The sequence below is a fragment of the Nocardiopsis sp. iso_237 genome (genome assembly GCF_056173345.1).
Genome location: NZ_CM149669.1, coordinates 1,585,340 through 1,609,297 on the forward strand (window position 1 = coordinate 1,585,340; position 23,958 = coordinate 1,609,297).

General features: G+C 71.6%; 19 protein-coding genes. 13 read left to right on the forward strand and 6 right to left on the reverse strand.

The window, feature by feature from the left end:
- Positions 1-6: 6 nt before the first annotated feature.
- From AC0VYM_RS07210 to AC0VYM_RS07225, 4 genes are all read left to right on the forward strand, one after another.
- Positions 7-1,362: a sensor domain-containing diguanylate cyclase gene (locus tag AC0VYM_RS07210; protein ID WP_475460373.1), complete on the forward strand. Its 1,356-nt coding sequence runs from the start codon at positions 7-9 to the stop codon at positions 1,360-1,362.
- A gap of 64 nt (positions 1,363-1,426) precedes the next feature.
- Positions 1,427-2,698: a DUF4192 domain-containing protein gene (locus AC0VYM_RS07215; protein ID WP_475460375.1), complete on the forward strand. Its 1,272-nt coding sequence runs from the start codon at positions 1,427-1,429 to the stop codon at positions 2,696-2,698.
- Between the two features lie 346 nt (positions 2,699-3,044).
- Positions 3,045-4,709: an energy-dependent translational throttle protein EttA gene (gene ettA / locus AC0VYM_RS07220; protein WP_475460377.1), complete on the forward strand. Its 1,665-nt coding sequence runs from the start codon at positions 3,045-3,047 to the stop codon at positions 4,707-4,709.
- A 169-nt stretch (positions 4,710-4,878) separates the two neighbouring features.
- Positions 4,879-5,379 (forward strand): globin, encoded by a 501-nt coding sequence (locus tag AC0VYM_RS07225; protein WP_475460379.1) that lies wholly within the window; start codon positions 4,879-4,881, stop codon positions 5,377-5,379.
- Between the two features lie 9 nt (positions 5,380-5,388).
- Here AC0VYM_RS07225 and AC0VYM_RS07230 read toward each other — a convergent pair whose 3' ends face one another.
- Entirely contained in the window at positions 5,389-5,823 is a 435-nt protein-coding gene (locus AC0VYM_RS07230) for an acyl-CoA thioesterase (protein WP_475460381.1), read from the reverse strand.
- 169 nt (positions 5,824-5,992) lie between these two features.
- Positions 5,993-8,086 carry a prolyl oligopeptidase family serine peptidase gene (locus AC0VYM_RS07235; protein ID WP_475460383.1) on the reverse strand — a complete coding sequence of 698 codons (2,094 nt, stop codon included), beginning with the start codon at positions 8,084-8,086 and terminating at the stop codon, positions 5,993-5,995.
- 378 nt (positions 8,087-8,464) lie between these two features.
- On the opposite strand from AC0VYM_RS07235, the gene AC0VYM_RS07240 reads away from it, so the two are divergent.
- Positions 8,465-8,965 carry an HNH endonuclease gene (locus AC0VYM_RS07240; protein ID WP_378735391.1) on the forward strand — a complete coding sequence of 167 codons (501 nt, stop codon included), beginning with the start codon at positions 8,465-8,467 and terminating at the stop codon, positions 8,963-8,965.
- A 149-nt stretch (positions 8,966-9,114) separates the two neighbouring features.
- Entirely contained in the window at positions 9,115-9,321 is a 207-nt protein-coding gene (locus AC0VYM_RS07245) for an FmdB family zinc ribbon protein (RefSeq protein WP_475460385.1), read from the forward strand.
- 10 nt (positions 9,322-9,331) lie between these two features.
- On the opposite strand, the gene ilvD is transcribed toward AC0VYM_RS07245, so the two are convergent.
- The gene (gene ilvD, locus AC0VYM_RS07250; RefSeq protein WP_475460387.1) at positions 9,332-11,194 is read right to left on the reverse strand and encodes a dihydroxy-acid dehydratase; all 1,863 of its coding nucleotides are present in this window, start codon (positions 11,192-11,194) and stop codon (positions 9,332-9,334) included.
- A 231-nt stretch (positions 11,195-11,425) separates the two neighbouring features.
- Complete coding sequence (locus tag AC0VYM_RS07255; protein ID WP_475460389.1) at positions 11,426-12,211, reverse strand: nuclease-related domain-containing protein; 786 nt, start codon at positions 12,209-12,211, stop codon at positions 11,426-11,428.
- Between the two features lie 210 nt (positions 12,212-12,421).
- Here AC0VYM_RS07255 and AC0VYM_RS07260 point away from each other — a divergent pair, with 210 nt between their 5' ends.
- Positions 12,422-13,861 carry an amidase gene (locus AC0VYM_RS07260; RefSeq protein ID WP_475460391.1) on the forward strand — a complete coding sequence of 480 codons (1,440 nt, stop codon included), beginning with the start codon at positions 12,422-12,424 and terminating at the stop codon, positions 13,859-13,861.
- On the opposite strand, the gene AC0VYM_RS07265 is transcribed toward AC0VYM_RS07260, so the two are convergent.
- Positions 13,758-15,143: an MFS transporter gene (locus tag AC0VYM_RS07265; RefSeq protein WP_475460392.1), complete on the reverse strand. Its 1,386-nt coding sequence runs from the start codon at positions 15,141-15,143 to the stop codon at positions 13,758-13,760. The two genes, AC0VYM_RS07260 and AC0VYM_RS07265, sit on opposite strands and share 104 nt — an antisense overlap.
- 202 nt (positions 15,144-15,345) lie before the next feature.
- On the opposite strand from AC0VYM_RS07265, the gene malQ reads away from it, so the two are divergent.
- Entirely contained in the window at positions 15,346-17,379 is a 2,034-nt protein-coding gene (gene malQ / locus AC0VYM_RS07270; protein WP_475460394.1) for a 4-alpha-glucanotransferase, read from the forward strand.
- 117 nt (positions 17,380-17,496) lie between these two features.
- Here malQ and pepN read toward each other — a convergent pair whose 3' ends face one another.
- Positions 17,497-20,040: an aminopeptidase N gene (pepN, locus tag AC0VYM_RS07275; RefSeq protein WP_475460396.1), complete on the reverse strand. Its 2,544-nt coding sequence runs from the start codon at positions 20,038-20,040 to the stop codon at positions 17,497-17,499.
- A 261-nt stretch (positions 20,041-20,301) separates the two neighbouring features.
- Between pepN and AC0VYM_RS07280 the strand changes: the two genes are divergently transcribed.
- The 5 genes from AC0VYM_RS07280 (at position 20,302) to AC0VYM_RS07300 (ending at position 23,532) form a co-directional block, all read left to right on the forward strand.
- Positions 20,302-20,937: a mycothiol-dependent nitroreductase Rv2466c family protein gene (locus tag AC0VYM_RS07280; RefSeq protein ID WP_475460398.1), complete on the forward strand. Its 636-nt coding sequence runs from the start codon at positions 20,302-20,304 to the stop codon at positions 20,935-20,937.
- A 19-nt stretch (positions 20,938-20,956) separates the two neighbouring features.
- Positions 20,957-21,112 (forward strand): hypothetical protein, encoded by a 156-nt coding sequence (locus AC0VYM_RS07285; RefSeq protein ID WP_017545179.1) that lies wholly within the window; start codon positions 20,957-20,959, stop codon positions 21,110-21,112.
- A 158-nt stretch (positions 21,113-21,270) separates the two neighbouring features.
- A complete protein-coding gene (locus tag AC0VYM_RS07290) occupies positions 21,271-22,692 on the forward strand; it encodes an aldehyde dehydrogenase family protein (RefSeq protein WP_475460400.1) in 1,422 nt (473 codons plus the stop codon).
- Positions 22,693-22,818: 126 nt separating this feature from the next.
- The gene (locus AC0VYM_RS07295; RefSeq protein WP_378735183.1) at positions 22,819-22,965 is read left to right on the forward strand and encodes a hypothetical protein; all 147 of its coding nucleotides are present in this window, start codon (positions 22,819-22,821) and stop codon (positions 22,963-22,965) included.
- 99 nt (positions 22,966-23,064) lie between these two features.
- The gene (locus AC0VYM_RS07300; protein WP_475460402.1) at positions 23,065-23,532 is read left to right on the forward strand and encodes a ribose-5-phosphate isomerase; all 468 of its coding nucleotides are present in this window, start codon (positions 23,065-23,067) and stop codon (positions 23,530-23,532) included.
- Positions 23,533-23,958: the final 426 nt, after the last annotated feature.

Below are 23,958 nucleotides of genomic sequence, written 5' to 3' on the forward strand. Positions count from 1 at the left end.
GGAACGGTGAGCATCTCGGAGAAGCCGATGGCGGCCGAGGGCGTCCCCTTCGGGGAGCGTCGCTCCTGGCCGGTCTTCCAGCAGCCCTTGGGCATGGTCCTCTTCCTGTTCCTGCTGGTCTTCGTCGCGTTGTTCCTCTTCGGGGTGGCCGCCGCGCAGACGGTTCCCACCGTCTCCGACCTCTCCCTGTTCCTCGCCCTGGTGATCTCCGCGGTGGTGTGCGTCGAGGCGATCCGCCGGATCGACCTCCCCGCCGGAATCACCCGTGACCTGCTGGGGGCCTGGTGGTTCCCCGCGATGCTCCTGCTGCCCCCGGTGTACTCGCTCCTCATCCCGGTCCCCGCCTACCTGCTGCTCCAGCGCCGGAGCAGGCGCACCCTGCCGCACCGGCGCGTGTTCAACGCCGCCTCCATCGGCGTCTCCGGGTTCTTCGCCTCGGTGGTCTGGCACGGCTCGCAGGGCGGACTGCTCGCCGGGATCAGCGGACTCCCGAACGCCCACGAGTCCCTGCTCTCCCTCAGCGGCGTGAGCCTGGCCCTGGCCTGCTGCGCGGGGTTCACCGTCATGAACACGTTCCTGGTGTTCCTGGGCACCAGGCTCAGCGGTGGGTCGGACAGCGTGCGGACCATGTGGGACCGGGAGGCCTTCCTGGTGGACTCCGCCGAGTTATGTGTCGGCGTCACCGTCGCCATCCTCGCGCAGCTGTCGATGTTCCTCCTGGTCATCGCGGTTCCGCCGGTCCTGTTGCTCCAGCGCAGCCTGGTCTACCAGCAGCTCCAGACCGCCGCGCGGACCGACCCGAAGACCGGTCTGCTCAACGCCCCGACCTGGGAGCAGGAGGCGGCGGCCGAGATCATCCGGGCCCGCTCCACGCGCGGCCGGGCGGCGGTGCTCATCGTGGACATCGACCACTTCAAGCGGGTGAACGACAGCTACGGCCACCTCTTCGGTGACCAGGTCCTGCTGGGTGTGGCGACCACCATCGCCCAACAGCTGCGCCAGTCGGACCTGCTCGGCCGGTTCGGCGGCGAGGAGTTCGTGGTCCTCCTGCCCGGAGCCGACACCACCGAGGCCTGGCAGGCGGCCGAACGGCTCCGCTCGCAGGTCGGGCGGATGGAGATCGCCGTGGACGACGTCCAGGTCTCCATCACCATCTCCATCGGGGTGGCCGTCTCCGGTGACCACGGCAACGACCTCGTCGAACTGCTGACCGCGGCCGACCTCGCGCTCTACCGGGCGAAGGAGACCGGTCGCGACCGCGTGTGCCTGCCCGCCGGACGCCCCGAGGTGACCGGGCAGATCCCCGGCCCCCGGGAGGGGCAGGTCACGGACTCCGCCAACAGCCCGGGCGAGCCCTCCTGACCGGTTGTCCACAGGTCCGCGCCGACCGGTTGCGCCGTCACCCCCGGTGACCGAACGTGGAACCATGCCCGGTGAACAGCACGATCCCACCTCCGGCCCCCACGACCCCACCTCCGCGCCCCTGCGCCTGCGTACCCCCACGGACCTGCTCGCCGCCCTGCCCTACCTGGTGCACCAACCCCTGGACGACGCGGTGGTCGCCCTGGTGCTCAGGGAGGAGAGCGTCCTCGGGGTCCTGTACGGCGGACTCGACCACCTGGACCACGTACTCACCCCGGACCGCAGCGGCCGGGCGGCGGTGGACGCCTCCCTGGGCGAGGGCGGCGGCGCCCTGCTGGTGGCCGGTTTCGGTCACTCGGCGCGGATCACCCCCCACGTGCGCGCGCTCCTGCGCGAGGCCCGTGCCCGGGGACTCCCCGTCCTGGAGGCGCTGCGCGTGACCGGTGACCGCTACTGGTCCTACCTCTGCCGTGACCCCGACTGCTGCCCCGCCGAGGGGAGGCGCTTCGACCCGAACGCGTCCCCGGTTCCGGCCGGGGCGGTGGTGCGCGGGCTGGTGCCGGTCGGCCGGGACCCCTCCGCGCGGGTCGGGTTCCTGCTGGAGCCCGTGCAGGAATCGGTGAGGTCCGAGGTGGCCGAGGCGGCCGCCTCGGAGGAGGCGCGCCTGAGCGGCGCCGACCAGGTGGAACGGCACACCGCCGCGGTGCTGGAGGCCCTGCGCGAGGAGGCACGGAACCGCGTCACCGCCCCGGAGGCCCTCGCCCGGCTGGGCGTCCACCTCACCCGCGTCCCGGTGCGGGACGCGGTGTGGACCCGCATCACACCGGAAACCGCGGCGGTCCACGTGCGGCTCTGGTCCCGGGTGGTCCGCCACGTCCCGGAGCGCCACCGGGCGGCCCCGGCCGCCCTGCTGGCCGTGGCCGCCTGGCAGCACGACGACCTCGACCTGGCCCGCGCGGCCGTGGACGCGGCCCTGGAGGCGGAGCCCGGGTACGCGATGGCGGTGCTCATGGCCCGCGCCCTGGAGACGGGCCTGCCCGCCGAGCGGTGGCGGGGGTTCCTGGCCTCCCGTACCCAGGACGGGGACGCTGCCGAGGAGCCGGAGAGATCCGGCGCCGAGCACCTGGGCAGGCGCTCCCGGGTGGTGAGCGGGTCGCACGAGGTCGCGGGGAGAGGGGCTCGCGGGGGACAGGCTCGGTCCCGATTCTTCGTGTCGAAGGGGCAGTTCCCGCGTCGAGCACGTGGGCAGGTGCTCCCGGGTGGTGAGCCGGTCGCACGAGGTCGCGGGGAGAGGGGTTCGCGGGCCCGGTTCCGATCCTTCGTGTCGAAGGGGTAGAACCCGCCGGAGTAGTCAGGTGCCCTCGGTGAGGTCACCGCCGGAGGTGGTGACGACGAGGCAGACGCGGGCGGTGCATGAGGGCCGTCCGGTTCGTTCCCTGGGGAGAGCGGCCCCTGCACGGGTGCGGGGCGGGCAGCTCCGGTGAGGGCTGCGCGGATGTCGGGCTCTCACGCTTCTCCTTGTGGCCGGTCCATCACGCGCGGTGGTGCTGGCGGGCCGCGCCGCTGACGTGGGCGATGGTCTCCGGAGCGGTGGTCCTCGGGCGCGGTCCGGGGTCAAGGAGGCCCGTCCCGATCCCCCTTGATGGCGGGGGCACCGGCCGGGACGCCCTAGGCTTGGAGGCATGCCGGAGTACATCTACACCATGCAAAACGTGCGCAAGGCGCACGGCGACAAGGTCGTCCTTGACAACGTTTCGGGGTCGTTCCTGCCCGGAGCCAAGATCGGTGTCGTTGGCCCGAACGGTGCGGGTAAGTCGACGCTGCTGAACATCCTGGCCGGCATCGAGCAACCGTCCAACGGTGAGGCGCGGCTCATGCCCGGGTTCACCGTGGGTCTGCTCGCCCAGGAACCGCGGCTCGACGAGAGCAAGACGGTCCTGGAGAACGTCGAGGACGGTGTCGCCGAGACCAAGGCGATGCTGAACCGCTTCAACGAGATCGCCGAGCAGATGGCGACGGACTACTCCGACGACCTGCTCGAGGAGATGGGCAAGCTCCAGGAGCAGCTCGACCACCGCAACGCCTGGGACCTGGACAGCCAGCTGGCGCAGGCCATGGACGCGCTGCGCTGCCCGCCCGGGGACGCCTCCGTCACCCAGTTGTCCGGTGGCGAGAAGCGCCGCGTGGCGCTGTGCAAGCTGCTGCTGGAGGCCCCCGACCTCCTGCTGCTGGACGAGCCCACCAACCACCTGGACGCCGAGAGCGTGAACTGGTTGGAGCAGCACCTGTCCAAGTACGCGGGCACCGTCATCGCGATCACACACGACAGGTACTTCCTGGACCACGTCGCCACCTGGATCCTGGAGCTGGACCGCGGCCAGTTCTACCCCTACGAGGGCAACTACAGCACCTACCTGGAGACCAAGCAGGCCCGCCTGAAGGTCGAGGGGCAGAAGGACGTCAAGAAGGCCAAGCGCCTCAAGGACGAGCTGGAGTGGGTCCGCTCCAACGCCAAGGCCCGCCAGACCAAGAGCAAGTCCCGTCTGGCCCGCTACGAGGAGATGGCCGCCGAGGCCGACAAGACCCGGAAGCTGGACTTCGAGGAGATCCAGATCCCGCCGGGTCCGCGTCTGGGCAACACCGTGGTCGAGGTCAAGAACCTCACCAAGGGCTTCGAGGACCGGGTGCTCATCGAGGACCTCAGCTTCTCGCTGCCGCCCAACGGCATCGTCGGCATCATCGGTCCGAACGGTGTCGGCAAGACGACCCTCTTCAAGATGATCGTCGGTGAGGAGACTCCCGACGAGGGCAAGATCACCGTCGGTGAGACGGTCGAGATCTCCTACGTCGACCAGTACCGGGGCCGGATCGACGACAGCAAGAACGTCTGGGAGACCATCTCCGACGGCGAGACCTTCATCGAGGTCGGCAAGGTCGAGATCCCCAGCCGCGCCTACGTCGCCGCCTTCGGCTTCAAGGGCTCGGACCAGCAGAAGTCCGCCGGTGTGCTCTCCGGTGGTGAGCGCAACCGGGTGAACCTGGCGCTCACCCTCAAGCAGGGCGGCAACCTGCTGCTCCTGGACGAGCCCACCAACGACCTGGACGTCGAGACCCTCGGCTCGCTGGAGAACGCCATCCTGGACTTCCCGGGCTGCGCCGTGATCACCTCCCACGACCGCTGGTTCCTGGACCGCGTCGCCACCCACATCCTGGCCTGGGAGGGCGGCTCCTCCTGGTTCTGGTTCGAGGGCAACTTCGAGTCCTACGAGAAGAACAAGGTCGAGCGCCTCGGCCCGGAGGCCGCGCGCCCGCACGCGGTCACGCACCGCAAGCTCACCCGCGACTAGTCGCGAGCCCGTCGACAGGCCCCGCCGACCGGAGACCTCCGGGCGGCGGGGCCTTCCGATTGTTCCCCTCGGGGACGGCCCCCGGGAGGGGGCTCGGGCGTGGCATACCCTGGGGTCGATGACTTCCGCGCGTGATGACCACCAGGGCGCGGGCGAAGAGCCCGTGCGAATGACGTTCTACGAGGCCGTGGGCGGTGAGGAGACCTTCACCCGCCTGGTCCGCCGTTTCTACGAGGGCGTCGCCGACGACCCCGTGCTGCGGCCCATGTACCCCGAGGAGGACCTCGGCCCCGCCGAGGAGCGGCTGCGCCTGTTCCTCATCCAGTACTGGGGCGGCCCCCGCACCTACAACGAGCAGCGCGGCCACCCGCGCCTGCGCATGCGCCACGTGCCGTTCCGGATCGGAGCGGCCGAGCGCGACCTGTGGCTCAGGCACATGCGTGACGCCGTGGACTCCCTCGACCTGCCCGAGGCCCTGGAGCGCCAGCTCTGGGAGTACATGGTGATGGCGGCGCACAGCATGGTCAACGTCGCCGAGGACGCCACGCCCCCGGCGGTGACCAAGCCGACCTCACTGCGGGTGGGCGGCGACGGGAAGGTGCGGCGCGACTCGGGGGGCGCGGGCGACGATGACGACGGCGAGGCCGTCACCATCTCCCTGAAGCGGTGACCCGCCCCCTCAGGAGAACCTGTGCAGGAGCGAGCGCTCGGCGTCGTTGAGGCGCCGGGCGCTCTGCGTCGCCACGTCGAAGCCGACCAGGACCGTCCTGGCGCGCAGGTAGACGCGGTCGTCGTCGAGGATCTCGTAGTCCATGGTGAAGCTGGCGTTGCGTACCTCGGTCACCCAGAGCTCCACGCGCACCGGTTCGACGCGGGGCAGCAGCGGGGCGACGTAGTCGGCCTCCTGCCGGGCCACGACCGTCGCGCCGAACGCCTCGGGGTCGTTCCCGACCCCGAAGTGGAGGAAGCCGACGCGGGCGTCCTCCAGGTAGGTCAGCATCCGCACGTTGTTGACGTGCTGTTGCGGGTCGAGGTCGGCGTAGCGCACCTGGGCCAGGTGAACGTACCGCTGGGGCCCGGTGGTCGCGGTGTTCTCGACCTCGGTCTGTGTCACGCTGCATCCTCTCCGCGGGGTGGGCGCGCCCCGCACCACGTGGTGCGGGACCCGCCCCGGCCTCCGAGGATTGTCCCAAAGACCACCGGGGCGGGCCCAGGCGCGGGAGGGCTCCCGTCCTGTGTCCTTGCTCTCCTCCGGGCGTGCGACCCGGAGGAGAGCCGCGGGATCAGGGCGTCGAGAGGCCCAGGTGGTGCGCGAGGAAGGCGAGCTGGTCGGCGGTGAGCGCCGTGCTCCGGCTCACCGACCGGGAGCTGTGCCCGACCTCCGCCTCACGGCGCACGAGGACGGGCCTCTCCTCCACCGGTGCCGAGGTGGCCCGCTGCATCTCCGCGCACAGCTTGCGGGCGTGCATCGGGTCCACGCGGGTGTCGTTGTCGAACACCGTGAACAGGGTGGCCGGGTACCGGGTCCCCTCACGCACGTTGTGGTACGGGGAGTAGCCGAGCAGCCAACCGAGCTGCTCGGGGTCCTCCGCGCTGCCGAACTCCACGTTCCACAGCTGGCCCAGCCCGAATTTCTCGTAGCGCACCATGTCGAGCAGCGGAGCCGAGCACACGGCGGCCGCGAACAGGTCCGGGCGCTGGGTGACCATCGAGCCCACCAGCAGGCCGCCGTTGCTGCCGCCCATCACCGCCAGACGTTCCGGGGTGGTGGTCCCGCTGCTGATCAGGTGCTCGGCGGCGGCGGCGCAGTCGTCGAACACGTTCTGCTTGTTGGCGAGCATGCCGCCCCGGTGCCACTCCTCGCCCTCCTCCAGACCGCCGCGCAGGTTGGCGACGGCGTACACGCCCCCGGCGCGCACCCACGCCAGGATCGCGGCGGAGTAGCCCGGGGTGAGGGAGATCTGGAAGCCGCCGTACCCGTAGAGGATGGTCGGCCGGGGGCCGTCCGCGGGCGCGGCGGGGGAGACCACCAGCATGCGGACGGTGGTGCCGTCCCTGGACGTGAACGCGACCTGTTCGGTCCGGACCTCGGGCAGGTCGATCTCACCCGGGAAGTCGGCCCACAGCTCCACCCGCCCGGTCCGCGCGTCGTAGTGGTACACGGACGAGGGGTGGGTGTTGTCCGTGTAGCCGAACCACGCCTCGTGCCCGCCCTCGGGCCTGGTGGTGAGCCCGGCGAGGCTGCCCAGGCCGGGCATGGGCAGGGCGCCGAGCCGTTCACCGGTCTCCGGGTCGTGCCGGGTGACCTCGCTGATCGCGTGGCGGCTCCACACGGCCAGGAGCTCGGAGGTGCCGTTCCCGTCCCAGCCCAGGAGGGAGTGGCCCTCCAGGACCGCCTCCGGGTCCTCGGGGATCAGCGTGGTCCAGTTCTCGTACCCGGGGGCGGCCGGGTCAGCGACGCACAGGCGCCCGCGCGGGGCCTCACGGTCGGTGAACAGGTACAGGCGGCCGTCCCGGCCCATCCTGGGGTGCAGGTCGGAGTCGACGCCCTCCTGGACGGTGACCAGGCGGGGGCTCTCCAGCGGGCCCTCCTCCAGGTCCGCGATCCAGGCGTTGGTCGCGGACGAGGTGCCCCGGACGGAGGTGAGGACCAGCCAGCGGCCGTCGTGGCTCACGTCCACGCCGAAGTACTCGGTCTTGTCCCGGTCCTGGCCGAAGACCAGGGCGTCCTGGTCGCCGGAGGTACCCAGCCGGTGCAGGTACACGCGGCGGTGGTAGGAGGTCTCGTCCTCGGGCACCTCCTCCGGGGGGAGGCGGCGCACGTAGTAGAAGGCCGAGGCGTCCGGCAGCCAGGCCACCGGGCTGTAGCGCGTGCGGTCGAGGGGGCCGTCGACCAGCTCGCCGGAGTCCACGTCGATGACGCGCAGCGACGACTCCTCGTTGCCGCCCTCGGAGAGCTGATAGGCGAGCAGGCGGCCGTCGGGGGAGGGGCGCCAGGCGTCGAGGGTGGTCAGACCGGAGGGATCCAGGGCGCCGGGATCGATCAGGACGCGTTCGGGCCCGTTGCCGTCACACACGTGGAGGACCGCGTGCTCCTGCCCGGGCGCACGCCGGGTGACGAAGCGCCGCTCACCGCGCCAGAGCGGGGTGCCCACGTGTCCGGCGCCCATGAGCGAGCGCACCTGCCCGGCGAACCAGTCGCGGGTCACGTAGTCGCTCGACAGCTTCTCGTACAGGTCGTCCTGGGCGTCGGACCACGCCTTGGTGTCCGTGGAGTCGGCCTCCTCCAGCCACCGGTAGGGGTCGCGGACGGAGTGTCCGTGGAGGGTCTCGTTGATGTCCAGCCGTGCGGCCGGGGGATAGCGGAGTTCGCGCATACTTCGCACCCTATCCACCGTTATCTCACTGTGTGTGTTCGGCGCGGCGGGAGGATGAATCCGGGTTCCTCGGACGCACAATGGGTTCCAGAAAGCGACAACGGGCCTTTTCCGGGCGGCCCGCCGTAAATTGGGGTGGCGCCGGAGCGGTCCGACCAAGCAAACTGAATGCGGGACGCAACTCGGCGGGAACCACCGGGAGGTCCGTGTGGCAAGGCGTACGGAGACACCGATCCTCGGGTCGGTGCACAGGGAGGTCACCTGGCTGGCTGATCGGCTGGCCGGGGAAGAGACATGGCGGTCGCACGCGGCCGCCGGGGCGACGCGATGAGCGCCCGACGCAGCCGGGAGGGTGGTCCAGGCACCGCCCGCCGCCACGTGCTGCTGCTCAACGCCAGTTTTGAACCACTGACGACGCTTCCGTTGCGCAGAGCGATCCTGCTCGTCCTGCGCGAGAAGGCGGAGGTCGTCCACGACGACGGTGCGGGGGCGGTGCTGCACTCGGCGACGCGCTCCTACGACGTACCGTCGGTGATCAGGCTTCGGCGCTACATCAGCGTCCCCTACAGCCGGAGGGTGCCCCTCACCCGGGTGGCGCTCATGCGGCGGGACCGGCACACCTGCGGTTACTGCGGGAAGAAGGCGGAGACGATCGACCACGTCATCCCGCGCAGCCGCGGTGGCGCGCACGTGTGGGAGAACGTGGTGGCGGCGTGCAAGCCGTGCAACCACCGGAAGGCGGACAAGTTCCTGGACGAGATCGGCTGGGAACTGCACATCACCCCCAAGGTGCCCAAGGGCCCCCACTGGCGGTTGATCAACGGTGACCTGCACGGCGACCCCCAGTGGGAACCGTACATGGCACACCTGGCCGCCTAGGCGGCAGCAAGGGTCGGAACCGGGCGTCCCACCCGGCCCGGACGACGCCCCCGGGAGGCCGACCCCTCGTCGGCCCACCGGGGGCGCCCCCGTGCACGGTGGCGGCCGGGGGCTGGAGACGGACCCCCGCCCCCGCCTATCCTTGGGGCATGCCCCGATACGACTTCCGCTGCCGCGAGTGCGGCGACACCTTCGAGCTCTCCCGCCCCATGGCCGACTCCGACGCTCCGGCCGACTGCCCCCAGGGTCACGACGACACCGTGCGCCTGCTGTCCACCGTCGCGGTGGGCGGACGCGCCGCCGCCCCCGCGCCCTCCGGTGGCGGAGGGTGCTGCGGGGGCGGCTGCTGCGGCTGAGGCCGGGGCCCTACCTCTCGATCTGGGTGACGTCGCGCGCCGCGCCGGTGGAGGCCGAGGTGGCCATCGCCGCGTAGGCGCGCAGCGCGGCGGTCACCGGACGCTGGCGGTCGCGCGGCTGGAACCTGCCCAGCTCCTTGAGCAGGCGCTCCCGTCGGGCGTTCAGCTCGTCCTCGGGGACCTCCAGCACGAGGCCGCGGTTCGGGATGTCGATGCTGATGGTGTCGCCGTCCTCGACCAGGGCGATGTCGCCGCCCGCCGCCGCCTCGGGGGAGGCGTGGCCGATGGACAGCCCCGAGGTGCCGCCGGAGAAGCGGCCGTCGGTGATGAGCGCGCAGGCCTTGCCCAGGCCGCGGCCCTTGAGGAAGCTGGTCGGGTACAGCATCTCCTGCATCCCGGGGCCGCCCTTGGGGCCCTCGTAGCGGATGACGACCACGTCACCGGGCTCGATCTGCTTGTTGAGGATGCCGTCCACGGCGTCGTCCTGCGACTCGAACACCTTCGCGGGCCCGGAGAAGGTCCACAGCTCCTCCTCCACACCGGCGGTCTTGACGATCGCGCCGTCGGGGGCGAGGTTGCCGAACAGCACGGCCAGTCCGCCGTCCTTGGTGTAGGCGTGCTCCACCGCGCGGATGCAGCCCTTCTCGCGGTCGGCGTCCAGGGTGTCCCAGCGGACGCTCTGCGAGTAGGCCTTCGTCGTGCGCACGCCGCCGGGGGCCGCGTGGAAGAGCTCCACGGCCTCGGGCAGCACCGTCTCCGAGGCGATGTCCCACTCGGCGAGGAACTCGCCCACGGTCTTGCCGTGCACGGTGGGCAGCGACGTGTCGAGCAGGCCGCCCCGGGCCAGCTCGCCCAGGATGCCGGGGATGCCGCCCGCCCGGTGGACGTCCTCGATGTGGTACTTCTCGGTGTTCGGCGCGACCTTGCACAGGCAGGGGACGCGGCGGGAGATCGCGTCGATCTCGGGCAGCCCGAAGTCCACACCGGCCTCGGTGGCGGTGGCCAGCAGGTGCAGGATCGTGTTGGTGGAGCCGCCCATGGCCACGTCCAGCGCCATGGCGTTGGCGAAGGCGGCGGGGGTGGCGATGGAGAGCGGCAGCACCGAGGAGTCGTCGTCGCGGTAGTAGCGGTGGGCGGCCTCCACGACCAGGCGCCCGGCGTCCTCGTAGAGGGCCCTGCGCGCGGTGTGTGTGGCCAGGACCGTGCCGTTGCCGGGCAGGGCCAGCCCCATGGCCTCGGTGAGGCAGTTCATCGAGTTGGCGGTGAACATGCCCGAGCAGGAACCGCAGGTGGGGCAGGCGTTCTCCTCCATCTCGTCCAGCTCGGCCTGGGAGACGCTCTCGTCCGCCGCCGCGATCATGGGGTTGATCAGGTCGAGCTTGCGGACCGTGGTGGCGGTGCCGTCGACCACCGTGACCTTCCCGGCCTCCATGGGGCCACCGGAGACGAACACGGTGGGGATGTTCAGCCGCATCGCGGCGAGCAGCATGCCCGGGGTGATCTTGTCGCAGTTGGAGACGCAGACGAGGGCGTCGGCGCAGTGCGCGTTGACCATGTACTCGAGGGAGTCGGCGATCAGCTCGCGGCTGGGCAGCGAGTAGAGCATGCCGCCGTGGCCCATCGCGATGCCGTCGTCGACGGCGATGGAGTTGAACTCGCGGGGCACGCCGCCCGCCTGGCGGATGGCGTTCGCGACGACCTCGGCGACCTCGCGCAGGTGCACGTGGCCGGGCACGAACTCGGTGAAGCTGTTGGCCACGGCCACGATGGGCTTGCCGAAGTCCTCGCGCTCCACGCCGGTGGCGCGCATGAGGGCGCGGGCACCTGCCATGTTCCTGCCGTGGGTGACCGTGCGTGAGCGTAGGGCTGGCATGGGGTGGACTCCCATCGTTACGGGTGTTTCCCCACGATGGTAGTCCCCCTCGGGGACAGCTTCGGTCTCGCCGGAAGAGACACGCGTTCCGGATGGTGAGATGGGCCGAGGTCGAGGCCCCGGTTCGGCGCGTTCGCGCCGGGCGGTCGGCGGGGCCCGGACGGACGAGAGGCCCGGAGGCCACGACGGTGTGGCTGGTTCCGGGCCCGGGGCGGACGAGGGGGGACGGGGTCAGTAACGGGGCGGCAGGGCCTTTTTCGCGGCCTGATAGATCTCCTCGATCTCGGTCTCGCTCAGACGGTCGCGTCCGCTGCGCAGCCACTTGCGGACCTTGGTTCCGGTGATGATGTCCACGCCCCGCAGTCGGTGGCTGTCCCAGGGCATGCCCGGACCGTAGATGGCCAGGGAGGCGCGCACCGAGATGTCGCGGCCGAGCTCCTTGCTGATGAGCTCCTCCGCGCGCTTGGCCTCCTCCAGGGCCTCGTCGATCCGTTCGTTCTTGCTGAACCGCCCGTGGTAGAGCTTCTCCAGCTTGTTGCGCAGCGGGAGGCGCTTGTCCCAGGCCTCCGAGTCGATGGCGAACGCGCCGCGCCGACCCACGATGAAGTGGTCGATCTGGCCGTTGCCGCCGGGGACGGCGCGCGCGTGCAGGACGCGGTAGCCGAGCTGCTTCATGAGTTTGAGCTGTGCCTCGGTGCGGCGCTGGGCGGCCGAGGGCTTGCGCCAGCGGGGGATCTCCGACTCGCGCCGGGCGCTCCAGACCATCACCGACACCAGGACGAGGAGGCCGAAGGTGACGCCGACCCTCCAGTCCCCGGTGAGCATGCCGAAGGCACCCGCCACGGCCCCGGCCGGAACGCTCCGGAGGATCCAGCGGCGGACGGCGTCGTTCGACCTCAGGGCCCCGTAGAGGGCCTTGGTGCTGGCCGCGCCGCCTTCCTTGCGTTGGTTGGGGAAGAAGAGGGTCTCGGGTCGTTCGGGCTCCGACCCTTCGGAGGACGAGCTACGACCGTTCACTCTGGTTGCCGATTCCACGACGGACAGGTTAGTTCCATCCATATCCGAGTCCTAGCGCATGACTTCTCACACTTTTCTTCCCCGGTGTTCTGGCGCCCAAGCGTGTCCGGGGCGTCGGAACGGGGAAGGATTGACGTTTCGCCACCTCTCTGGAGAAGTACCGTCCTTCGGCGTGGTGCCCGTTGCCCTACCCGGTTAACCTCGGGTGGCATGACCAGAATTCATGAACTTCCCGCGCACCGACTCGCCGCGTTGGTCCGCAGTCGTGAACTGTCGCCTGTTGAGATCGCTGAGCACTACCTCCAGCGAATTCGGAGGTTGGACGACCGATACGGCGCCTATATTACGGTCACTGAAGAATTGGCCCTGGAACAGGCCCGGAACGCGCAGAAGCGCGCGATGGACGACACGCCGGACGACCTGCCTCCGCTCCTCGGCGTCCCGCTGCCCGTCAAGGACCTCGACACCCTCGCCGGTGTCCGCGTCACCTTCGGCTCACGCGTGCTCCCCGGCCTCGTGGCCCCCACCGACTCCGCGGTGGTCGCCCAGCTGCGCGACGCGGGAGCGGTCTTCCTCGGCAAGACCAACACCCCCGAGTTCGGCGCGACCTGCCACACCGAGAACGCCGTCGCCCCGCCCACCCGCAACCCCTGGGACACCGTCCTCTCTCCGGGCGGCTCCAGCGGGGGCGCCGCCGCGGCGGTGGCCGCCGGGCTCGCACCCGTGGCCCACGCCAGCGACGGCGGCGGGTCCATCCGCATCCCCGCCAGCGTCTGCGGCCTGTTCGGGCTCAAGCCCACCCGGGGCCGGATCTCACCCGGGCCGGACCGCGCCGACCTCAACGGGCTGTCCACGGCTGGGCCGATCACCCGCTCGGTCCTGGACGCGGCCCTGATGTTGGACGTCATGGCGGTCAACCTCCCCGGTGACCAGTTCACCGCACCGCCCCCGGAACCCGGCGAGACCTTCGCGGCCCACGCCCGGCGTGAACCCGGGCGGCTGCGCATCGCCCGCTACGCCGACACCGGGTCCACGGGCATCCCCGTGCACCCCGACGTGCTCGCCGCCCACGAGGAGACCACGCGGCTGCTCCTGGACCTGGGACACGAGGTCGAGGAGATCGACAACCCCGGGGAGACCGCCTTCGGGGGAGCCTTCGCGGACGACTTCACGTACCTGTGGGCGGCCATCGCCTCGGCCACGCCCGTCGACCCGGCCCGCGAGGACGAGCTCACCCCGATCTACCGGTGGCTCCGTGAACGCGCCCGCCGGACCACCGTCCCCGAGCACGTGGGGGCCGTCGCACGCCTCCAGCGCGGCACCCGCGCGATGCTCACGGCCACGGCCCGCTTCGACGCCGTCCTCAGCCCCACCCTGGCCCGCCCCCCGGTGCCGATCGGGCACTTCACCTCGGGCGGGCCCGAGGAGGAGTTCCGGCTCATGACCGAGTTCACGCCCTTCACCTCGCTCTACAACGTGACCGGGCAGCCCTCGGTGAGCGTCCCGCTGCACTGGTCGTCGAGCGGTCTGCCGATCGGCTCCATGCTCACGGGGCGGATCGGCGGGGAGGGGACCCTGCTGTCCCTGTCGGCCCAACTGGAGCGGGCCCGTCCGTGGGCGCACCGGGTTCCCGGGGGCCGGACGGACTGACCGGTGCGCGTTCGGCGGCGTCCCGTCGGTCCGCCCCGGGACCGGTGGACCCCGACAGCCGACCCAGGAACAGGCTGAGGACCGCGGCCACCAGCACCAGCACGGCCGCGCCGAGCGCGCCCCCGGCGATCCCGTTGGTGTCCACCAGCGCACCGGTCAGCGGCCCCGCCACCGCCGCGCCGACGCTCATGGCCGTGGCCATCCAGCCGAACGCCTCCGCCCTGCGGTGGGCGGGGGCGGCGTCGCCCAGACGGCCCATCACGGCGGCCAGGGTCGGCGCCAGGGCCAGACCCGAGACGAAGAGCAGCGGGGTGATCAGCAGCGGGGTCGGGAGGTGGCTCACCGGCGGCAGGAAGGGGATGAGCACCGCGATCCCCAGCGCCGCCCCGAAGGCCCGCAGCGGCAGCCTCGGCGTTCCCCTGAGCGCGCCCGCCACGGCGCCGCCCACCAGGGAGCCCAGCGCCCAGACCGAGGCCAGCACCATCACGTAGTGGGGCGCCTCCAGCTCGTTGGCCCAGGCCACGATCACCAGGTCCATGCCGACCACGCCGGAGACGATCATCCCGCACATCACGAACAGCAGGCAGAGGGCGGGGTAGAAGAGCAGGCTGCGGCCCGCGAGCGCGGAGGGGCGGCGGTCGGCCCCGCCGTCCGCTTCCTGCGGGACGGCGTCGGCGGGGTCCGGTTCGGCTGGACCGGTCACCCCCGCGCGGCGCAGGGCCAGGGCGAACCCCACCGCGCCCATCAGCCCCAGAACTCCCAGGAGCAACAGCGCCCAGCGAGGCCCGGCCAGCGCCACCACACCGGCGGTGAGGATGGGGGAGAAGACGAAGACCAGTTCCTGGGTGGTGGCCTCGGCCGCGTAGATCGCCTGCCGCTCCGAACCCGTGGTCAGCCGGGGCCACAGCGCCCGCACGATCTGGTTGGCCGGGGTGCCGAACACGCCGGTGCCCAGGGCCAGGGGGATGGAGACCCACCACAGCGAGGCGGGCAGCAGCGCCAGGGTGACCAGACCGACGGTGAACACCACACCGCACACCAGCACCAGACGGTCACTGTTGCCCCGGTCGGCCATCCGCCCGCGCAACGGCCCCACCATCGCCATGCCCAGGGTGAACGCGCCCGCCACCAGGCCGGCGAGGGTGTAGGAACCGGTCCAGCCCTGGACCAGGAAGGTCACCGCGATCATCAGCCCCGGTGTGTAGAACCGGGCCGCGAGGGACCAGGTCAACAGGGACAGGACGTGGGGCACGGCGAAGAGCCGTCGGTAGTTGGCGAGCACGTGTTCGATTATGCAGCTCCCACCGGGCACTCCGCCAAGGGATTTGACCGCCCGGACGGCGGTGCGGACGGGGACCAGGGGAAAGCCGGGGGAAAGGGGAGGTCGAGCCGGGGCCCGGGAACGGCGAAGCGAGGCATGTTCTGCTCCCACGCCGGGCCGTCCTCCGGTGTACGCGCGCCGCCGTGGGGCATGATCGGTGTCTGTGAGGGACGTTCAGCTGAGCCGGGTGGCCGAGCGCCACGGGGTCGCGACCGCATACGAGGACTGGCGGGGCAGGAAGGTGCCCGTCAGTCCGGACACGATCCGCCATGTCCTGACCGCCCTGGGGGTGGACCCGAACGACCCCGACGCGGGGCCGGGGCGCGGGTTGCTGCCACCCGCCGTGGTGGTGCGCGAGGGCAAGGCGCCGGACCTGGTGCTGCCCGAGGGCGCCCGCAGCTCCGTGGAGACCTCGGACGGCGCCCTGCTGCCGTTCGATCCCGGTCTGCCCTTGGGCGTGCACACCCTGAGGGTGACCGACCACGGGACCGAGCACGACGCCCCCCTTCTGGTGGTCCCCGACCGGATCGAGTCGACCGCGCTGCGCGACAACCCCCGCCTGTGGGGGCTGATGGCGCAGATCTACAGCGTGCGCTCCCGGGCCTCCTGGGGCACGGGCGACCTGCGCGACCTCTCCGAACTCGCCGAGTGGAGCGCCCGGGACCTCGGCGCCGACTTCACCCTGATCAACCCGGTGCACGCCACCGAACCCCGTACACCGCTCGAACCCTCGCCCTACCTGCCGGTCAGCCGCCGCTACGCCAGCCCCCTGTACGTGCGCGTGGAGGACGTGCCCGAGTACGCGCGCCTGGACCCCGCGCAACGCGAGGGGATCCAGCGCCTGGCGCGGCCGCTGCGCGAACGCGGCCGCACCGCCGACCTCCTCGACCGCGACGGCGTCTGGGAGGCCAAGCGCACCGCGTTGGAGATCCTCTTCCAGGTGGCGCGCGCACCGGGGCGGGAGGAGTCGCTCCGCCACTACCTGGAGCGCGAGGGCCAGCCCCTGGTCGAGTTCGCGACGTGGTCGGCGCTGGCCGAGGAGTACGGCTCCGACTTCCGGACCTGGCCCTCGGACCTGCGCGACGTCGGCTCGCTCGCGGTGGGTCGGAAGGCCCTGGAACTGTGGCCGCGCGTGGAGTTCCACCGCTGGCTCCAGTGGATACTGGACGAACAGCTCGCCCAGGCGCAGGGCAGCGCCCTCGACAGCGGCATGGACGTGGGGATCGTGCACGACCTCGCCATCGGCGTGCAGGGCGGCGGGGCGGACGCGTGGATGTACGGCGACGCCCTCGTCCACGGCCTGCACGTGGGCGCCCCGCCGGACGAGTTCAACCGGCGCGGGCAGGACTGGGGACAGCCGCCCTGGAACCCGACCCGCCTGGCCCAGCTGGGCTACGGGCCCTTCCGGCAGATCCTCTCCCAGGGGCTGCGGCACGCGGGCGGCCTGCGGATGGACCACGTCATGGGCCTGTTCCGGCTGTGGTGCGTGCCCGAGGGCGCCTCCGCCGACCAGGGCACCTATCTGCGCTTCGACCACGAGGGCATGGTGGGCACGCTGGTACTGGAGGCCAGGCGCGCCGACGCGGTGATCGTCGGCGAGGACCTGGGCACGGTCGAGCCCTGGGTCCGCGACCACCTCTCCGACCGGGGGGTCCTCGGCACCTCCGTTCTGTGGTTCGAGAACGACCGGGACGGCGAACCGCTCACCCCCGACCAGTGGCGCCGGGACTGCCTGGCCACCGTGGCCACGCACGACCTGCCGCCGGTCTCCTCGTACCTGTCCGCCGAGCACGTGGAACTGCGCGACCGGCTCGGCCTGCTCGACCGGCCCGTGGCCGAGGAACGCGCCGCCTCCGAGGCCCGCGTGGCCCAGTGGTGCGCGCTGCTGGTGTACCTGGGGCTGTTGGAGGAGGACGCCGACCCGGTGGGCGACCCGGCCTCCGTGGTCGCCGCGATGCACGCCTACCTGGCGGCGACCCCGGCCCGGATGCTGGGGGTGGCCCTCACCGACGTGGTGGGGGAGCGGCGCATGCAGAACCAGCCCGGCACGAGCACGGAGTACCCGAACTGGCGGATCCCCCTCACCAGCGGCGAGGGTGAGCCGGTCCTGGTCGACGAGCTGCTGGCCGACCCCAGGATGGTCGCCCGCGTCCGCCGCACGCTGGGCCCCCTCGGCCACCAGGGCCGGGGCCTGTAGACCGGGGCCTGTAGACCGGGGGCGGTCACCGGGAACTGTCCGCCGCGGGACGCGGAACGGCCCCCCGGGGAAGGAGTTCCCCGGGGGGCCGTCACACGGTCGCGTACGCCGTGCTCGTCAGCCGTTCTGACCGGCGGCGATGTCCTTGGCGCGGGCGCGCAGGGCACGCTCCACCCCGGCCCGCCCCTCGATCAGCAGACGGTACAGCGCCGGGGCCGGGGAGTGCTCCGCGATGTAGGCGTCGGTGCGCTCCAGGGTCGCCTCCTCCACCAGCTGGCTCGGGTAGACCACCTCGGCGAAGGTCTGCGCGAACTCACCGGTCCACTTCTCCCAGGCCGGGGCGAGCTGCGCGAAGTACCGCTCCAGGTAGGGGCGGAACAGCTCCGCCTGGCGCGGCTCGGTGAAGCCCAGCAGGGTGGCGCGGAACTCGGCGTTGGCCAGGTCCCCGCCCACGATCCGCTCCCAGGCGGTCTCCTTGGCCTCGGCCGTGGGGATCGCGGCCCGGGCACCGGCGGCGTTGCGCTGACCGGTGGCGGTCGGGTCGGCCTCCAGCTCGGCGGCGATCTCCGCCTCACCAGCCTTGCCCGCGGCGACCAGGCGGCGCAGCAGGGTCCAGCGCAGGTCGGTGTCGACCTCCAGGCCGTCCACGGTGATCGCGCCGTCCAGCAGCCCCCGCAACAGGGAGAGGTGGGCGTCGGTCACGGCGGCGTCGGCCAGGGCGTTGACGTAGGCCAGCTGGAGGTCGCCGCCGGGCGCGGCGGACGACAGCAGCTCGCTCAGCCGGTCGGCCAGCAGCTCGAACCCGAACGGGCGCCAGGCCGGGTCGGCGTAGTTGAAGAGCGCGCCCGAGGCCTGGCGAAGCAGGGTCTGGGCGACCGTGACGTCGTTGACGCCGCTGATCCCGGAGGCCACCAGGGCCACGTAGTCCCGCGCGGCCATCTCGCCGTCGCGGGTCATGTCCCAGGCGGCGCTGAAGGCCAGCGCGCGGGGCAGCGACTCGCGGATCTCACCGGCGCCCTCCACCAGTGTGCGCAGGGAGCGCTCGTCCAGGCGGATCTTGGTGAAGGTGAGGTCGTCGTCGTTGATGAGCACCAGGTCCGGCTGGGCCTTGCCGACCAGCTCGGGGACCTCGGTACGGGCACCGCTGACGTCCAGCTCCACGCGCTCGCGGCGCACGATGCCCTCGTCGGTGCGGTCGTACAGGCCCACGGCCAGGCGGTGCGAGCGCAGCGTGGGGTGCTCGGAGGCGGCCTCCTGGAGGATCGCGAACGACGTGAAGTCGCCGTTCGCGTCCACCTCGAACTCCGGACGCATGGTGTTGACGCCCGTGGTCTCCAGCCACTCCTTCGACCAGGCGGACAGGTCGCGGCCGGAGGCGGCCTCCAGGTGCTTGAGGAGGTCGCTCAGCTCGGTGTTGCCGAACGCGTTCTCCTTGAAGTAGGCGCGCACGCCCGCGAAGAACGCGTCCACGCCCACGTAGGCGGCCAGCTGCTTGAGGACCGAGGCGCCCTTGGCGTAGGTGATGCCGTCGAAGTTGACCTCGACCGCCTGGATGTCGACCATGTCGGCGGCGATGGGGTGCGTGGACGGCAGCTGGTCCTGGCGCAGCGCCCAGGCCTTCTCCACGTTGGCGAAGGTCGTCCAGGCGTCGGACCACTGGGTGGCGTTGACCTGGCAGTACACGCTCGCGTAGGTGGCGAACGACTCGTTCAGCCACAGGTCGTCCCACCAGCGCATGGTGACGAGGTCACCGAACCACATGTGCGCCATCTCGTGCAGGATCGTCTCGGCGCGGCGCTCGTAGCGGGCGTCGGTCACGCGCGAGCGGAAGACGTAGTCCTCCAGGAACGTCACCGCGCCCGCGTTCTCCATGGCGCCCGCGTTGAACTCGGGCACGAACAGCTGGTCGTACTTGCCGAACGGGTAGCGCAGGTCGAACAGGCCGTGGAAGAAGTCGAAGCCCTGCTTGGTGACCTCGAACAGCGCGTCGGAGTCCAGGTGCTCCGCGAGCGAGGCGCGGCAGTACAGGCCCAGCGGGATGCCGTCGTGCTCGTCGCGGACCACGTGGTACGGACCGGCGATCAGCGCGGTGATGTAGGTGGACATCACCTCGGTGGCGGGGAAGTGCCAGCGCACCCGCTCCTCGCCCGCCGCCTCGCGCTCCACGTCGGGGGCGCTGTTGGAGACGACCTCCCACGACGGCGGCGCGAACACGGTCAGCTCGAACGTGGACTTGAGGTCGGGCTGGTCGAAGCACGTGAACATGCGGTGCGCGTCGGCCGTCTCGAACTGGCTGTACAGGTAGACGGAGTCGTCCACCGGGTCCACGAACCGGTGCAGGCCCTCACCGGTGCGCATGTAGGCGGCGTCCGCGACCACCGTGAGTTCGTTCGCGGCGGCCAGGTCCGGCAGGGTGAGCCGTTCGCCGTCGAACAGCTCGGCCACGTCCAGTTCGCGCCCGTTCAGCACGGCGCTGTGGACTCTCGGCGCGGCGAGGTCGACGAAGGTCCGGGCACCCGGCTCCGTACTGGAGAAGCGCACCACGGTGGTGGACCGGAAGGTCTCCGCACCGGTGGTCAGGTCCAGCTCCACGGCGTAGGAGTCCACGCCGAGAATGCGGGCCCGCTCCTTGGCCTCGTCCCGTGTCAGGTTCCCTGCCACGCCACGCTCCCTTCACGGCCGTCATCGTCGTCGGCCGGAATCGGTTGTCGACCGCGTCGAGCCCGCCGACTGGGGTGGGCGCCGTCGGGCCTGAGGTCGTTGTAGTCGGATCGATCCTGCCACGCACGGGGGTGGAATGCGCAACCGATCACCGTGGTTGACGCTCCATGGCGGACCCGATCTCTCGGGCCCGCCGACCGAGACCGACCTTCCCCCTGGCCCGGCCCACAGGCGCCCAGAGGCCCCAGTCGAGGAGCAGCGATGACCGAGACCCCCACACAGGCAGGCGAGCGGGAGAACGTGTACGCGGATATGTGGTTCGACCCGGCCTGCCCGTGGGCCTGGATCACCTCCCGCTGGCTGCTGGAGGTGGAGAAGGTCCGCCCCGTGACTGTGCGCTGGCACGTGATGAGCCTGAGCGTGCTCAACGAGGGCCGTGACCTTCCCGAGGACTACCGGTACTTCCTCGACCACGCCTGGGGCGCGGTGCGCGTGTGCGTCGCCGCCGAACAGCGCTTCGGCCCCGAGGTGCTGGGCGCCCTCTACACCGCGCTCGGCACCCGGTACCACGACCGCGACGAGGCGAAGGACACGGACACCGTCCGGGCGGCCCTGGCCGACGCCGGGCTGCCCGAAGACCTGGCCGACGCCGCCGACTCCACCGCGTACGATGAGGCCCTGCGCGCCTCGCACGGCGAGGCGATGAAGCTGGTGGGAGAGGACGTCGGCACGCCCGTCATCCAGGTGGAGGACGTGGCCTTCTTCGGCCCGGTCGTCTCCCCGATCCCGCGCGGCGAGGCCGCCGGGAAGCTGTGGGACGGTGTGCGCCTGGTCGCCGGGACCGACGGGTTCTTCGAGCTCAAGCGCACCCGCACGCGCTCGCCCATCTTCGACTGACACCTCTCCGGGAGCACCCATGCCAGGGCCTGACGACGACCGCCGCGCCACCTTCCTCGACGACCTCGACCTTCTGCCCGACACCACGAGCGACGAACGCTCGGAGGGGTGGGGCGACAGCGACGAGGACTCCACGGCGCGGCTGATCGCCGACCGTCCCCCGCACTGGGGCTGACCTCCGGACTGGGGCTGGTCTTCGGCGCCGAACCGGCACGTCCCTCCGGTGCCGCCGCCGGGGCGGGTATCCGTGGAACCACGGGTGCCCGCCCCGACGTCGTCCCAGGGGCCCCTCCGCTCTGGCCAACCCGAATCCCGTTCTGGGACAGTGGGGCCATGCGATCCCTCTACATCGACGGCGCCTGGCGCGATTCCGCCTCCAACGAGGCCCTTGACGTGGTCAACCCGGCGACCGAGCAGGTCATCGACACCGTTCCGGCGGGTGCCGCCGCCGACGTCGACGCCGCGGTCGAGGCCGCCGCGTCCGCCCTCCCCGCGTGGTCCGCGCTCACCCCGGGCCAGCGCGTCACCCACCTGGCCCGCGCGCTGGAGCTGTTCGATGCCCGGCTCGACGACGCCGCCCGGCTGCTGACCACCGACATGGGCGCGCCCGCGACCTTCGCCACCAAGGTGCAGGCCGGGCTGCCCGCGCGCATGTTCCGCACCTACATCGACCTGGTCGAGGAGCACGGCGAGCGCTACTTCGGCGGCGAGGAGGTCGGCAACTCCCTGGTGGTGCACGAGCCGGTCGGCGTGGTCGGCGCCATCACCCCGTGGAACTACCCGCTGCACCAGGTCGTCCTGAAGGTGGTCCCCGCGCTCCTCGCGGGCAACACCGTGGTCCTCAAGCCCAGTGAGGTCGCGCCGCTCAGCGCCTACTGGCTCACGGAGGTCCTGCACGAGGCCGGGCTGCCCGCGGGCGTGTTCAACCTCGTCTCCGGCACCGGGCCGGTGGTGGGCGAGGCGATCGCCGCCCACCCCCGGGTGGACATGGTCTCCTTCACCGGCTCCACCCGGGCCGGGACCCGGGTGTCCCAGGTCGCGGCCGAGACGGTCAAGCGGGTCGCCCTGGAACTGGGCGGCAAGTCGCCCAACGTCATCCTGCCCGGGGCCGACCTGGCCAAGGCGGTCAAGCGCGGCGTCGCCGACGTCATGCGCAACACCGGGCAGAGCTGCAACGCCCTCACCCGCATGCTCGTGCACCGCGACTCCTACGAGGAGGCCGTGGAGCTGGCCGCCGCCTCCACCGCCAAGTACGTGCCGGGCGACCCCACCGACGAGGACACCCGCCTGGGGCCGCTGGTCTCCGCCGCGCAGAGGGACAGGGTCCGCTCCTACGTGGACCTCGGTGTGCGGGAGGGCGCCCGCCTGGTCGTCGGGGGCTCCGAACCCGTCGAGGAGCACGGCACCGGCTACTACGTCCGCCCGACCGTCTTCGCGGACGTGCGCAACGACATGCGCATCGCCCAGGAGGAGATCTTCGGCCCGGTGCTCGCCCTCATCCCCTACGACACGGTGGAGGAGGCGGTGGAGATCGCCAACGACACCGTCTACGGCCTCAACGCCGCCGTGTGGGCCGACGACCCCGACGAGGGGCTGGCCGTCGCCCGCCGCCTGCGGGCGGGCCAGGTGGAGCTCAACGGCGGGGCCCTGAACCCGCGGGCCCCCTTCGGCGGGTACAAGCGCTCCGGCAACGGACGCGAGTGGGGCCTGCCCGGCCTGGTGGAGTTCTGCGAGGTCAAGGCCGTGCAGAGATAGCCCCTGTGGTCGGACTCACCGCTCCCGGACCCACCCCGGCGGAATCGGACCCGGTGACGCGCGCGTTGTGCGGTGTGGAAAGATTCCGACTGGTCATCCCCTGGTCGAACCCAATCGAGGTGTGAGTTGAGCAACAAGCCCGCGGTCTCCAAGGCAGGTCCTCTCGGTAAGGACCTCAAGTCGATCCTCGTGTACAACCTGATCGCGATCCTGTCGATGGCCGGCTTCGCCGCCCTCGGTCTGAGCGTGGCGGCGGCCGCCGCCGGGGCCTGATCCCCCGCGACCCACACGACGCGCGCCGCGCCCCGCCGGTCCCACCGACCGGGAGGGGGCGCGGCGTCGTTCGTTCCCGGGAGGTGTCACACTGGTGACGTGCGTGTTTACCTTGGATCAGATCATGCGGGCTTCGAGCTCAAAGAACACCTCGTCTCCTGGTTGAAGGAGAACGGCCACGAGGTCGTCGACGCCGGTCCGGCCGTCTACGACGCCGTGGACGACTACCCCCCCTTCGTCCTGCGCGCCGCCGAGGGCGTCGCCAAGGACCCGGGGTCCCTGGGCATCGTGATCGGCGGCTCCGGCAACGGGGAGCAGATCGCGGCCAACAAGGTCACCGGCGTCCGCGCCGCCCTGGCCTGGAGTGAGGACACCGCCAAGCTGGCGCGGGAGCACAACGACGCCAACGTGCTCGGTATCGGCGGCCGGATGCACTCCCTGGAGGAGGCGACCCGGTTCGTGGAGCTCTTCCTCGCCACGCCGTACAGCGACGAGGAGCGGCACACCCGCCGCATCGCCATGCTGAGCGACTACGAGCACACCGGCGGGCTGCCCCCGCTTCCGTAACCCGTCCGTGGTCCCGCCCCCCTCGGGGACCGATCGTCCGCCCCCGCGTGCCCGGCACGCGGGGGCGGACGCGTGTCGGGGGTTGCGGGGTCCGTGTCCGGTTCGGGACCGGTGGCCTGTCCTCTCCGGGGTCGTTGTGGGATCCTTGCCCAGGAGTGCCCCGCGCCGTCCGGTGCGGGTTCTTCGTGAGGCGCGCGACCGCGCTCGGACACACCCGGCCGCGTGTCGTGTCCAGGAGAGGGGTGAGTTCCCGAAATCACCGGGAAGTTCCCCTACGGGTGCGTGAGTCCGACCCCGCGTACACGGGTTTAGGCGGAACCCAAACCCGGGGTTATGGGGCGGATCGCCGCTGGTAGTACGTGCCAGGCCAGCACCCCAAGCGCTACAGTTCGTGCACAGCGGCGGGCCATCGTAGTCCGAGACACC

Bases quoted from the DNA above. Each gene is read 5' to 3' on its own strand.
- AC0VYM_RS07215 (WP_475460375.1), top strand. From the start codon at position 1,427: ATGCCCGGTGAACAGCACGATCCCACCTCCGGCCCCCACGACCCCACC.
- ettA (WP_475460377.1), top strand. From the start codon at position 3,045: ATGCCGGAGTACATCTACACCATGCAAAACGTGCGCAAGGCGCACGGC.
- AC0VYM_RS07225 (WP_475460379.1), top strand. From the start codon at position 4,879: ATGACGTTCTACGAGGCCGTGGGCGGTGAGGAGACCTTCACCCGCCTG.
- AC0VYM_RS07235 (WP_475460383.1), bottom strand. From the start codon at position 8,086: ATGCGCGAACTCCGCTATCCCCCGGCCGCACGGCTGGACATCAACGAG.
- AC0VYM_RS07245 (WP_475460385.1), top strand. From the start codon at position 9,115: ATGCCCCGATACGACTTCCGCTGCCGCGAGTGCGGCGACACCTTCGAG.
- ilvD (WP_475460387.1), bottom strand. From the start codon at position 11,194: ATGCCAGCCCTACGCTCACGCACGGTCACCCACGGCAGGAACATGGCA.
- AC0VYM_RS07260 (WP_475460391.1), top strand. From the start codon at position 12,422: ATGACCAGAATTCATGAACTTCCCGCGCACCGACTCGCCGCGTTGGTC.
- AC0VYM_RS07280 (WP_475460398.1), top strand. From the start codon at position 20,302: ATGACCGAGACCCCCACACAGGCAGGCGAGCGGGAGAACGTGTACGCG.
- AC0VYM_RS07285 (WP_017545179.1), top strand. From the start codon at position 20,957: ATGCCAGGGCCTGACGACGACCGCCGCGCCACCTTCCTCGACGACCTC.
- AC0VYM_RS07290 (WP_475460400.1), top strand. From the start codon at position 21,271: ATGCGATCCCTCTACATCGACGGCGCCTGGCGCGATTCCGCCTCCAAC.